This window comes from Polaromonas sp. P1_G4 (assembly GCF_056405475.1).
In genome coordinates, this window is the sequence record NZ_JBFUCA010000071.1 from 1 (window position 1) to 12339 (window position 12339).

General features: G+C 60.7%; 10 protein-coding genes. 3 read left to right on the forward strand and 7 right to left on the reverse strand.

Features of this window, described 5'->3' with window-relative positions:
- Window positions 1–1836: methylmalonyl-CoA mutase (gene scpA, locus AC1D1X_RS05735; protein ID WP_477697953.1), on the reverse strand; the 1836-nt coding region annotated here is incomplete at its 3' end.
- Window positions 1837–2053: 217 nt separating this feature from the next.
- Here scpA and AC1D1X_RS05740 point away from each other — a divergent pair.
- Window positions 2054–2689 carry a GntR family transcriptional regulator gene (locus AC1D1X_RS05740; RefSeq protein ID WP_477697954.1) on the forward strand — a complete coding sequence of 212 codons (636 nt, stop codon included), beginning with the start codon at window positions 2054–2056 and terminating at the stop codon, window positions 2687–2689.
- A gap of 33 nt (window positions 2690–2722) precedes the next feature.
- Here the strand turns inward: AC1D1X_RS05740 and AC1D1X_RS05745 are convergent, their stop codons facing one another.
- The 3 genes from AC1D1X_RS05745 to AC1D1X_RS05755 form a co-directional block, all read right to left on the reverse strand.
- Window positions 2723–4282 (reverse strand): SpoVR family protein, encoded by a 1560-nt coding sequence (locus AC1D1X_RS05745; protein ID WP_477669118.1) that lies wholly within the window; start codon window positions 4280–4282, stop codon window positions 2723–2725.
- The gene (locus tag AC1D1X_RS05750; RefSeq protein ID WP_477669606.1) at window positions 4279–5553 is read right to left on the reverse strand and encodes a YeaH/YhbH family protein; all 1275 of its coding nucleotides are present in this window, start codon (window positions 5551–5553) and stop codon (window positions 4279–4281) included. Before AC1D1X_RS05750 ends, AC1D1X_RS05745 begins: the two co-directional genes overlap by 4 nt.
- Window positions 5554–5616: 63 nt before the next feature.
- Entirely contained in the window at window positions 5617–7539 is a 1923-nt protein-coding gene (locus tag AC1D1X_RS05755; protein ID WP_477651075.1) for a PrkA family serine protein kinase, read from the reverse strand.
- A gap of 251 nt (window positions 7540–7790) precedes the next feature.
- Here AC1D1X_RS05755 and AC1D1X_RS05760 point away from each other — a divergent pair, with 251 nt between their 5' ends.
- Window positions 7791–8033 (forward strand): hypothetical protein, encoded by a 243-nt coding sequence (locus AC1D1X_RS05760; RefSeq protein ID WP_477697955.1) that lies wholly within the window; start codon window positions 7791–7793, stop codon window positions 8031–8033.
- Here the strand turns inward: AC1D1X_RS05760 and AC1D1X_RS05765 are convergent.
- From AC1D1X_RS05765 to AC1D1X_RS05775, 3 genes are all read right to left on the reverse strand, one after another.
- A complete protein-coding gene (locus AC1D1X_RS05765) occupies window positions 7993–8940 on the reverse strand; it encodes a DMT family transporter (protein WP_477697956.1) in 948 nt (315 codons plus the stop codon). The genes AC1D1X_RS05760 and AC1D1X_RS05765 overlap by 41 nt on opposite strands.
- Entirely contained in the window at window positions 8933–10003 is a 1071-nt protein-coding gene (gene dusA, locus AC1D1X_RS05770; RefSeq protein WP_477669116.1) for a tRNA dihydrouridine(20/20a) synthase DusA, read from the reverse strand. The genes AC1D1X_RS05765 and dusA overlap by 8 nt, the downstream gene beginning before the upstream one ends.
- A 74-nt stretch (window positions 10004–10077) precedes the next feature.
- Window positions 10078–10563, reverse strand: a complete 486-nt coding sequence (locus tag AC1D1X_RS05775; protein ID WP_477669115.1) for a hemerythrin domain-containing protein — start codon at window positions 10561–10563, stop codon at window positions 10078–10080.
- Between the two features lie 348 nt (window positions 10564–10911).
- Between AC1D1X_RS05775 and AC1D1X_RS05780 the strand changes: the two genes are divergently transcribed.
- Window positions 10912–12339 (forward strand): M14 family metallopeptidase (locus tag AC1D1X_RS05780; RefSeq protein ID WP_477697957.1); only part of this gene is annotated, 1428 nt, incomplete at its 3' end.

Genomic DNA, 12339 nt, shown 5'->3' on the forward strand with positions numbered 1-12339 from the left:
CGTGGCCACCACCTTGGCGCCGCGGTCGTGGCCGTCCTGGCCGAGTTTGGAGATCATCACGCGTGGACGGCGGCCCTGCTCTTCAGCAAAAGCATTGATTTCGGTCTTGAGAGTTTCCCAGCCCTCGGCCGAGTCATATGCGGCAGCGTACACACCGGTCACCTTTTGTGTATCGGCGCGGTGGCGCCCGTAGACTTTCTCGAGGGCATCGCTGACCTCACCCACCGTGGCGCGCAGACGCACGGCCTTGATGCTAAGGTCCAGCAGATTGCCGTTGTTATTTTCGGCGGCTGCCGTCAAGGCGTCCAGCGCGGCCTGCACAGCAGCGATGTCCCGCTTTGCCTTGATAGCCTTGAGCCGGGTGATCTGCCCGTCGCGCACGGCCACGTTGTCAATGTCGCGCGATTCAATCGCGTCTTCGGTCTTGAGTTTGTACTTGTTGACGCCGACGATGACGTCCTTGCCGCTGTCGATGCGCGCCTGCTTTTCAGCCGCGGCCGCCTCGATCTTGAGCTTGGCCCAGCCGCTGTCGACGGCTTTCGTCATGCCGCCCATGGCCTCGACTTCTTCAATGATGGCCCAGGCGGCGTCAGCCATGTCCTGGGTGAGCTTTTCCATCATGTAGCTGCCGGCCCAGGGATCGATGACGTGGGGAATGTGGGTTTCTTCCTGGATGATGAGCTGGGTGTTGCGAGCGATGCGGGCGCTGAACTCGGTGGGCAGGGCAATCGCTTCGTCAAACGAGTTGGTGTGCAGGCTCTGCGTGCCGCCAAAGACAGCAGCCATCGCCTCGATGGTGGTGCGCACCACGTTGTTGTAAGGGTCCTGCTCGGTCAGACTCCAGCCCGAAGTCTGGCAGTGCGTGCRCAACATCAGGCTCTTGGGGCTCTTGGCATTGAAGCCCTTCATGATGCGGCACCACAGCAGGCGGGCGGCGCGCATCTTGGCGACTTCCAGATAGAAGTTCATGCCGATGGCCCAGAAGAAACTCAGGCGCCCGGCGAATTCATCCACGTCCAGGCCCTTGCCCAGCGCGGTTTTCACATACTCTTTCCCGTCGGCCAAGGTGAAGGCCAGTTCAAGCGCCTGGTTGGCACCGGCCTCCTGCATGTGATAACCCGAGATCGAGATCGAATTGAACTTCGGCATGTTCTGCGCCGTGTATTCAATGATGTCGCCGATGATGCGGATGCTGGGCTGGGGCGGAAAGATATACGTATTGCGGACCATGAACTCCTTGAGGATGTCGTTCTGGATGGTTCCGCTCAGTTTTTCCTGGCTCACGCCCTGCTCTTCGGCCGCGACCACATACCCTGCCAGCACCGGCAGCACCGCGCCGTTCATGGTCATGGAGACGCTGACCTTGTCCAGCGGGATCTGGTCGAACAGGATTTTCATGTCCTCGACCGAATCAATCGCCACGCCGGCTTTGCCCACGTCGCCGGTCACACGCGGATGGTCGCTGTCGTAGCCGCGGTGCGTGGCCAGGTCAAACGCCACCGACACGCCCTGCCCTCCCGCGGCCAACGCCTTGCGATAGAAAGCATTCGACTCCTCAGCCGTGGAAAAGCCGGCGTACTGACGGATCGTCCATGGGCGCACCGCATACATGGTGGCCTGTGGGCCGCGGATGAAAGGCTCAAAACCCGGCAGCGTGTTGGTGTGCGGAAGGTCTTTGGTATCTTCGGCGGTGTAAAGCGGCTTGACGCTGATACCGTCTGGCGTCTGCCAGTTCAGCGCGCCCACATCGCCGCCAGGCGCCGATTTGGCAGCGGCTTTGGCCCATGCTTCGAGGCTGGCTGCAGGAAATTCAGGTTCTTTGCTGGGCTTGGACATGGGATGGGTTTACCGTAACGGGTCTTCACGCCGGGTGCTGCGATAGAAACAGCATAGGCTCAGCATGAGAGGAAGTCATGAATCCGGCCAAGTTTACATCATTTATAATTATTGATGCAAAATTCAGTTTGAAGTAAGATGCCCACTAACTCGCGTGCAGCGCTGATCGAAAGCAGCGCCCACTCGAAGCTTTCGCACATTCAAAAAATTTATACCCATGGCCGCAGTGTCCCTGACCCCTCGAGCGCTTTACGAAGAAGTGGCGGAGCTTTTGCGCCAGCGCATCTTCAACCRCGAACTGACGCCGGGCAGCTGGATTGACGAGCTCAAGCTGGCCGAGGAATACGGCATCAGCCGAACGCCGCTGCGCGAAGCCCTGAAAGTGCTGGCCACCGAAGGCCTGGTCACGATGAAGGTGCGGCGCGGCGCCTATGTAACCGAAGTGTCTGAGCGGGACCTGGCCGATGTGTATCACCTGCTTGCGCTGCTGGAGAGCGACGCGGCCGGTGTGGTGGCCACCCAGGCGACGCCTTCCCAGCTCAAGGAACTGCAGGGCCTGCATAACGAACTCGAGAAAGCCGTCGGCAACCGTGAGCGGTTCTTCGAGATCAATGAAGCCTTTCACATGCGCCTGCTGGAAATCGCCAACAACCGCTGGCGCGACCAGATGGTGGCCGACCTGCGCAAGGTCATGAAGCTCAACCGCCACAACTCGCTGCTCAAAAGTGGCCGCATTGAAGAGTCGCTTGCCGAGCATCGCGCCATCATGCAGGCGCTGTCGTCAGGCGACGCGAATGCCACCGCGCAGCGCATGCGGGAGCACTTCAGGAACGGACTGGAAGCGGCGGCCTGACAACCCCACCTTCCGGCCGACCCCTGAATGAAATCAGGCCTGCGGCAGCGCCTCCCAGTGCTGCACCACCTTGCCATGCTTGTCCACACTTTCAAGCAGGACGGGAAAACCCCAAAGGCGCGCAACATGCTTGATCACCTCCTGGACATCGTCCGTGAGCGTTCGGTCGTTGTGGCGGCTGTGGCGCAAGGTCAGGGAGCGGGTCCCGCGCACGTCCACGTCCCAGACCTGTATGTTGGGCTCGCGGTAATTCAGGTCATGCTGGCGCGACAGCGCCTCGCGTACATGCCGATAACCCGCGTCGTCATGAATGGCCGCCACTTCAAGCTCGGACTTGCTCGCATCATCCACCACTGAGAAGAGGCGGAATTCGCGTATCAGACGCGGCGAAAGGTATTGCCCGATGAAACTCTCGTCGCGGAAATGCCGCATCGCGTAGTCCAGCGTCTCCAGCCAGTTGGAGCCGGCAACGTCCGGCAGCCACTGCCGGTCTTCTTCCGTGGGAGACTCGCAAATGCGCTTGAGGTCGCTGAACATGGCAAACCCCAGCGCGTAGGGGTTGACGCCGTTGTAGCCCGGATGTGTCACCGGCGGCTGGTAAATGACATTGGTGTGGGATCGCAGGCATTCGATCATGAAGCCGTCGGTCAGCAAGCCCTCGTCGTACAGGGAATTGAGCAGTGTGTAATGCCAGAAGGTGGCCCAGCCTTCATTCATGATCTGCGTCTGGCGCTGTGGGTAAAAATACTGGCCGATCTTGCGCACGATGCGGATCACCTCGCGCTGCCAGGGTTCCAGCAGGGGCGCGTTCTTCTCGATGAAATACAGGATGTTTTCCTGCGGCTCCGGCGGAAAACGGCGATGGGTTTTTTCGGCCGGCTTGTCGGCAGACCTGGGGACTGTGCGCCACAGGTCATTGAGCTGCTGCTGCAGATAAGCCTCGCGGTCCTTGCGGCGGGCTTCTTCCTCCGCCAGCGACAGCTTCTGCGAGCGCTGGTAACGGTCCACGCCGTGGCTCATCAGGGCATGGCAGGAATCCAGCAGCTGCTCGACGGGCTCCCAGCCGTGGCGCTCTTCGCACTCGGCAATGTAGGCCCGCGCGTATACCAGGTAGTCGACGATGGCGCCGGCGTCGGTCCACATCTGGAACAGGTAGTTTCCCTTGAAGAAGGAGTTGTGCCCGTAGCAGGCATGCGCCATCACCAGCGCCTGCATGGGCATGGTGTTTTCTTCCATCAGGTAGGCGATGCAGGGGTTGGAATTGATCACGACTTCGTAAGCCAGCCCCATCTGGCCGCGCCGGTAATTTTTTTCCGTCGAGATGAACTGCTTGCCGAAGGACCAGTGCCGATAGTTCACCGGCATGCCCACCGAGGCATAGGCATCAATCATCTGCTCGGCCGTGATGACCTCGAGTTGCACCGGGTAGGTGTCCAGGCCGAAGGACTTTGCCTTTCGCGCAATCTCGCCGTGGTAGAGCTCGATCAACTCGAAGGACCAGTCGGACGGGCTGGGCAGGCAGGCATGCCGGCGCCCGGTGCCGGACAAGCCAGGCGCCGCCACTTCGGCAGGCTTTCTCTCGCTCTTTGTCATGGCTTGACGCCTTTTTTGAACAACTCCCTGAACACCGGGAAAATCTCGTCCGCGGCTGCGACCTTGCGCATCGCGAAATTACGGTTGTCCTCTTGCACCTGGGTGTACTCCTCCCAGAGGTTCTGGTCCTCTTCACCGACCTGGACATAGGCGAAATACCGCGACACCGGCAGCAGCTTGCCGACCAGCAATTCGCGGCAGCGTGCCGAATCCTGGTGCCAGTTATCGCCGTCCGAAGCCTGGGCGCCATAGATGTTCCAGTCGCCGGGAGGATAGCGCTCCTGGATGATCTGGTGCATCAAGGCCAGTGCGCTGGACACCACGGTGCCACCGGTTTCGGTGGACTGGAAGAATTCCTCTTCGGACACCTCGGTGGCCTGGGTGTGGTGGCGAATGAAGATGACGTCGGTTTTCTCGTAATGCTTCCTGAGGAACAGGTACAGCAGGATAAAAAACCGTTTGGCGATGTCCTTGCGCGTTTCGTCCATGGAGCCCGATACATCCATCAGGCAAAACATGACCGCCTTGGCACTGGGCTGCGGCACCCTGACCCGGTTGCGGTAACGCAGATCGAAGGGATCGAAAAACGGGATGGCCTTGAGGCGCCGGCGAAGCGCGTCGACTTGTGTCCTCAAGGAAAGAATCTCGTCAGGCAGGTCCGGCGCGTCGCGCAGCGCCAGCGCCAGCTGCGCCTCCAGCTCATGCACCTGCCGCCGCGTCTCCCCGCCTATGGCGATGCGCCGGCTGAGCGCGACCCGCAGCGAACGCACCACGTGCAGGTTGGTCGGCGTTCCGTCCGAGATGAAACCGGCGCGGCGGGACTTCCATTCCGGCGCATCGGGCAAAAGCTGGGTACGTATGAGATCGGGCAGCGCAAGGTCGTCAAAAAAATACTGCATGAACTCTTCGCGCGTGATGCGGAAGACAAAGTCGTCCTCACCCTCACCGTCGGGACTGGCCTCACCGCCCGACCCGCCGCCGCTGCCGCCCTGCGGCCGCGCGATGCGGTCGCCGCGTACGTATTCGCGGTTACCGGGGTGCACAGTCTCGCGCGTGCCGCCGGTATGACCAAACACCGGCTGGTAAACGTCGCGCCGCGGCAATGTGACGTCTTCGCCCTGTTCGATGTCATGGATGCTGCGGCCCGCGACAGCACGGCGCACGGCGTCGCGTATCTGCCCACGGAATCGGCGCAGGAAACGCTCGCGGTTGCCGATGGACTTGTTCTTTCCCGCCAACCGCCTGTCAATGACTTGCTGGAGCACGTTGATCTCCGGTCACATACACATGACTACACCTGACACAGGACGCGCCGCCACGGCGCGCCGCGGCCCTCAGGAACTCTTGCGTACCCGCAGGTACCAGTCGCACAGCAACCGGACCTGCCGCGTGGTATACCCCTTGGCGACCATGCGGTTGACGAAGTCTTCGTGTTTTTGCTGCTCGTCCGCGCTGGCCTTGGCATTGAACGAAATCACTGGCAGCAGGTCTTCGGTGTTCGAGAACATCTTTTTCTCGATCACGGTACGGAGTTTTTCGTAGCTGGTCCAGACCGGGTTCTTGCCCGCATTGTTGGCCCGCGCGCGCAACACGAAATTGACAATCTCGTTGCGGAAGTCTTTCGGGTTGCTGATGCCGGCAGGCTTCTCGATTTTCTCGAGCTCGGCATTGAGCGCCGAGCGGTCAAAGATTTCGCCAGTATCGGTATCACGGTATTCCTGGTCCTGGATCCAGAAGTCGGCGTAGGTCACGTACCGGTCGAAAATGTTCTGCCCGTATTCCGAATAGGACTCCAGGTAGGCCGTCTGGATTTCCTTGCCGATGAACTCGGCATAACGCATGGCCAGGATTTCCTTGATATAGGCCAGGTACTTCTGCTCGGTTTCAGGCGGGAACTGCTCGCGCTCGATCTGCTGCTCCAGCACATACATCAGGTGCACAGGGTTGGCCGCGATTTCGGTGGAGTCGAAGTTGAACACCTTGGACAAAATCTTGAAGGCAAAACGCGTCGAGATCCCATTCATTCCCTCATCGACACCCGCATAGTCGCGGTATTCCTGGTAGCTCTTGGCTTTCGGGTCGGTGTCCTTGAGATTTTCGCCGTCATACACCTGCAGCTTGCTGAAGATGCTGGAGCTCTCGGGCTCCTTCAGGCGCGTCAGCACGGCAAACTGCGCCATCATCTTCAGGGTGCCGGGCGCGCAGATGGCGTTGTGCAGCGAGGAGTTGTGAATCAGCTTTTCATAAATCTTCACTTCCTCCGACACGCGCAGGCAATACGGAATTTTGACGATGTAAATCCGGTCCAGGAAAGCCTCGTTGTTCCTGTTGTTCTTGAACGCCTTCCACTCGCTTTCGTTGGAGTGCGCCATCACGATGCCGTCGAAGGGAATGGCGCCAAAGCCCTCCGTGCCCTTGAAGTTGCCTTCCTGAGTGGCGGTCAGCAAGGGATGCAGCACTTTGATGGGCGCCTTGAACATCTCCACAAATTCAAGCAAGCCCTGGTTGGACAGGCACAGGCCGCCGGAATAGCTGTAGGCGTCCGGATCGTCCTGGGCGTAAGTCTCCAGCTTGCGGATGTCGATCTTGCCGACCAGCGAAGAGATGTCCTGGTTGTTCTCGTCGCCAGGCTCTGTTTTGGAAATGGCGCACTGCTTCAGTATGGAAGGAAAGCGCTTGACCACACGGAACCGGCGAATATCCCCGCCGTACTCCTCGAGGCGCTTGACCGCCCACGGCGACATGACTCGCTGCAGGTAACGCGGTGCAATGCCGTACTGGGACTCGAGCAGCGGAAGGTCCTCTGCATTATTGAACAGGCTGAGCGGAGACTCATTAACAGGCGATCCCTTCAAGGCGTAAAAAGGTACTTGCTCCATCAGCTGTTTGAGCCGCTCGGCGATCGACGATTTGCCGCCACCCACAGGGCCCAGCAAATAGAGGATTTGTTTTTTCTCTTCCAGGCCCTGCGCAGCATGGCGGAAATAGGAAACCACCTGTTCGATGGGATCCTCCAGGCCGTAAAAGTCGCGGAACGCCGGGTAGATCTTGATGACCTTGTTGCCGAACAGACGCGACAGGCGCTGGTCATGCCGGGTGTCCAGCAGTTCAGGCTCACCAATGGCGGCGAGCATGCGCTCAGCCGCGGTGGCGTAGACGAGAGGACTGCGCTTGCAGGCGTCGAGGTAGTCCTCGATGGACAACTCCTCTTCTCGCGTCTGTTCATAACGCGTCAGAAAATTACGGACGACATCCATAAAGCCTCCTTTGCGCGCGGGAACCGAAGCACCCCGACTCATGATGGAAATCTGCTTCAGATTCCGCGCAATGCATCGACTGTTATCTCACACCATGCGATTGGTAGATCGCAGCATCAACGGAAAGTTCCAGGGAACAATCGTTTCCATTATTTTCCAAATGCGCGAATAGGTACAGCGTATTTTTTAACGAATGCGGGCGATATGTATGCGTGTGTGCACCTTGCCGGAACCATCGCACGTCCGTCTTCATGGTCGTTGAGTTTGCTATCTTTTTAATAGCTGAGTGCGCAGGCGATCTGGCAGCTTTGAAGGTTTTGTTGAAGAATGAAAAATCGCTGGCCGTGATTCATTTCAAAGCCGAAGCGCATTCAACAGACAAAAATCAGACACACGCGTTGCATGGACAAACAGCAGACCGCAAGCTGAAGTCACCAATGCGTGTCAGGAATTTCAAGTGCCTTCTGTCAGTATCGGCCCTGAATGTTTTTTAGTCAGCCCTTTGTCGGCGCCCGTTACAAAAAATACGCCGGGCAGTATCAATGCGGCACCCACCGCGTGGTGCCAGCCCAACGGTTCGCCCAGCACGCCCCAGGCAGCCAGCGCCGCATAGAGAGGACCCAGGTACAGCGACACTGCCACACGGCTGGCACCCAGGATTTTTTGCGCCCAGCCGTAAATCCAGTAAGCGCCCAGCCCCGGCACAATTGCGGCCACCACGATCAGCCACAGCCCGTAGCCGCTTAACGACAGGGCATCAGGCCGCGACATTTCCCAAACAGTCAAGGGAAGCAAGACCAGGCTACCGCCTACGCAGATGGCCGCCAGCCTGGCCGTGGCGCCAAGCGGGCTGGGCCACTGCTTTTGCAGCAAGGCATAGGCAGCCCATRACACCGTGGCAGCCACGATCCACAGGTCTCCTGCCGAGAACTGCACGCCAGCCAGTGCGGTCCATTGGCCTTTGACCACGACGTGCACCACACCGGCGATGGCCAGCAGCACCCCCAGGCCCTGGCGCAGGCCCAGGCGCTCACCGAGCCAGATCACTGCCCCCAGACCTATCAGCACCGGCGACGCTGCATAAATAAGCGCGATATTCATCGCACCGGTGGACCGCGCCCCCTGGTAAACCCAGGCGCCGCAAATCACCATGCCCAAGGTACCGAGCACCAGATACTGCCACCACACTTTGGCGATGTGGCCGCGCTGGCGCCACAGCTCGGACCGCGTAAGCAGCAGCAGAAGCAACGCCGCCAGGCCCCAGCGCCCGAAAGCCAGCAGATAAGGGCCTATCACGCCCGGCGCCTTGCGCGCCACGATGTAGTTGACTGTCCAGAGCGCCGGTACCAACCAGAGCAAGGCCAACGCCTGGCGCGCCTGTTTTTGCGCGGAATCAGGCATCGGCCATGGCGGTGGTGTCGGCTAGCGTCGATGGCGACGAAGCCGGCATTTCGTGTGCCAGCGCCATCACGGCATGCGGCGGGAGGTCGCGCAGGCGGTGGTCACTCCAGACCTGGCGCCAGCGCCGCGCACCGGGCAAGCCGTTGCGCAGGCCCAGCATGTGGCGCGCAATGGCGCTCTTGGGTGTGCCATGCTCAGCGGCCTCGCGCACCATGTAGTCGCACATCTGCGATTCCACAGCTTCACGGGTCGGCAGGGATTCGGCAGCGCCGAAGAAAGCGCTGTCCCAGGAAGCCAGCCACCAGGGGTTGTGATAGGCCTCACGGCCTATCATCACGCCGTCAAGCGCGGCCAAATGCCCGGTCACCTCTTCCTGCGTGTTGATGCCGCCGTTGATGCAGATGACCAGGCCCGGCAATTCCTTCTTGAGGCGGTGCACCAACTCATAACGCAGCGGCGGCACCTCGCGGTTTTCCTTGGGGGAAAGGCCCTTGAGCCAGGCGTTGCGCGCATGCACGATAAAGACCTTGCAACCGGCCTCGCTCACCGTGCCCACAAAGTCGCGCACGAATTCATAGCTTTCAGCCTTGTCGATGCCGATGCGGTGCTTCACCGTGACCGGCACATCGACCACATCGACCATGGCTTTCACGCAATCGGCCACCAGCTGCGGCTCGGCCATCAGGCAGGCGCCGAAAGCCCCGCGCTGCACGCGCTCGCTGGGGCACCCGCAGTTGAGGTTGATTTCGTCATAGCCCCATTGTTCGCCCAGCTGCGCACAGCGCGCCAGATCCGCCGGCTCGCTGCCGCCCAGCTGTAATGCCACGGGATGTTCTTCGGCGTCGAAGCGCAAGTGGCGCTCCACGTCACCGTGGATCAAGGCACCCGTGGTCACCATTTCGGTGTAGAGCAAGGCGTGGCGCGACAACAACCGGTGAAAGTGGCGGCAATGCCGGTCGGTCCAGTCCATCATCGGCGCCACGCTCAGCCGCCAGGGATGGCCCGGCAATGCGGCAGATGCGCCGGATACAGGCGCAGCGGGAAATGGAAATGGGGCTGACATAGCCCCATTTTCCCAGAAAGGACGCACCCGCAGCGGCGCAGGGTTTTGGCCCGGAGAAGCCCGCCCAAAAACCGTCAGACCTCGGCAGTTTTGAATTCGTCCATGAGTTCCATTTTGCGCTGGCTTAGCTCGTCGGCCAACGCAACCAGGTCCAGCCTGGACTTGCGGGCCTTGACGAACATTTCCTCGCGCTCCTCCTTCACATGGTGGTCGATGTATTCGCCCAGTACCGTCACACGAGCGTCATACAGGTCGTCTTCCGGATCCATGCCCGATATCTGTGCGATCAGGTCTTTGGCCGTACCGTGCTCCACTTCTGCCTCGTCGAGCAGCGCGTCGTCATTGATGGCCGCGCGCACTTGTGGATAGAAGATTTCTTCCTCAATTTGCGCGTGCACCGTCAGCTCCTGGCAGATCTTGTCGGCTACTTCGCGCTTCTCCTCGCCGGACGCATGGCTGTCGCACAACTTCTTGAAGGTGGTAAACAGTTTTTTGACGGCAATATGGTCGGCATCCAGCAGGTCTACGGCATCGTGCTTTTTCGGAGGTGCTTTGCTCATGGGGATCCTCTTTGGGGTTAATGGTCAGTCTGTTTGTGGGTTGAAATTCAATGCGGCCAGCAAAGCCAGCCGCCAAGCCAATTTAGGCCGACGCTCGCGCGAGATTTGTGGGAAACCCGGGAGCGCTTGTGTAGGAATACAGGAACCTGTCGGAGTCGGGCAAAAACCGTGGCGGCCTTGCTGCAGAGGCCCGGGAATTCGCCCAAACCGGCGTGCCGCACTCCGGCAAGCGGGTAATATGGACGGTTACACCATCCGACCAGCTCAGGCCTTGAAGTGCAGGAAAAAATGACGCCGACCATGCCGCACAATTCCACTCCACACCCTCACCTTCCGCCCGCGTATCGCATGTATCCGCTTGCCCTGCTGCTTCCGCTGGCATTGCTGGCCGCCTGCACTTCGGTACCGCTTCCGCCATGGACGCCACCCTCCACACAGACTTCTGCGCCCTCACCAGCCCCAGCGCCCGCCGCGCAACGTCCTGCGCCTGCGGCCGCTGTAGTCCAGACCTCGCCCGTGGCGCCCCCGACAGCAACGGGCGGCCAACCAGCACCTTATAGCGACGCGGTTGCCGCGCGCTTTCCAGCGCCCTCCGTTGTTTACAACACGCCTGGACTGCAAGCCGGCCGCACCACGTTCACCACGCAGGCCGAAATCCAGGCATGGCTGCGCGAACAGGCCGCCGCAGCTTCCCGCACGCCCGGGGTCAGGGCTGCCGTGCTGCCCATAGGCCGGTCACAGCGCGGTGAAACACTTGAAGCACTGGTCCTGACCCGCGCCGGTGGCACGGACCCCACGGTAATGCAGTCAGCAGGCAAGCCCACGGTGCTCCTGGTAGGCCAGCAGCATGGCGACGAGCCTGCCGGCAGCGAGGCGCTGCTGGTCATCGCCCGGGAGCTTGCACAAGGCTTGCTGCAGCCCGCGCTGGACCGCATCAATGTAGTGATTGTTCCGCGCGCCAATCCTGATGGTGCAGCGAATGAGCAACGTGCGACCACAGGCGGGCTGGACATGAACCGCGACCACATGCTGCTCAACACGCCGGAAGCCCAGGCGCTTGCCAGGCTCGCCCGTGATTACCACCCCACTGTGGTGGTCGACGCCCATGAGTACACGGTCGTGGGCCGCTTCCTGCAGAAGTTCGGCAGCGTGCAGAAGTTCGACGCGTTGTTCCAGTACGCCACCACTGCCAACCTGCCCGAGTTTTTGACCAAGGCCGCGGAGGAGTGGTACCGGCGCCCTCTGCTAACTGCCCTCAAGGGCCAAAACCTCACCACGGAGTGGTACTACACCACCTCAAGCGACCTGGCCGACAAAAAAATCTCGATGGGCGGCACCCAACCCGACACCAGCCGAAATGTTTACGGACTGAAAAACGCCATCAGCCTGCTGATCGAAACACGCGGAGTTGGCATTGGCCGCCTGCATATCCAGCGGCGCGTCCACACCCACGTGACAGCCATCACCAGTGCGCTGGCGAGCACCGCCCAGCGCGCGAACGAGCTGCAACAGCTGCGGCCCTACCTCGACAAGGAAGTCGGCGCCAAAGCCTGCAAGGAGGAAGCCGTCGTGGAGGCCGCGCCTACTTCCGCACAGTACGACTTGCTCATGCTCGACCCCGTGACAGGGGCCGACAAGACAGTGTCCGTGGACTGGGATTCTGCCCTCGCGTTGCGCAGCCTTAAAGCTCGCGCACGCCCCTGCGGCTATTGGCTGTCGGCGTCCTCCACCGTGGCCGTCGACCGGCTGCGGCTGCACGGTGTCCAGGTGCAGCGC

What these genes read in the sequence shown, in the direction of transcription:
- AC1D1X_RS05745 (WP_477669118.1), bottom strand. Translation starts at nt 4,282, where the DNA reads ATGACAAAGAGCGAGAGAAAGCCTGCCGAAGTGGCGGCGCCTGGCTTG.
- dusA (WP_477669116.1), bottom strand. Translation starts at nt 10,003, where the DNA reads ATGTCAGCCCCATTTCCATTTCCCGCTGCGCCTGTATCCGGCGCATCT.
- AC1D1X_RS05775 (WP_477669115.1), bottom strand. Translation starts at nt 10,563, where the DNA reads ATGAGCAAAGCACCTCCGAAAAAGCACGATGCCGTAGACCTGCTGGAT.
- AC1D1X_RS05760 (WP_477697955.1), top strand. Translation starts at nt 7,791, where the DNA reads ATGGTCGTTGAGTTTGCTATCTTTTTAATAGCTGAGTGCGCAGGCGAT.
- AC1D1X_RS05755 (WP_477651075.1), bottom strand. Translation starts at nt 7,539, where the DNA reads ATGGATGTCGTCCGTAATTTTCTGACGCGTTATGAACAGACGCGAGAA.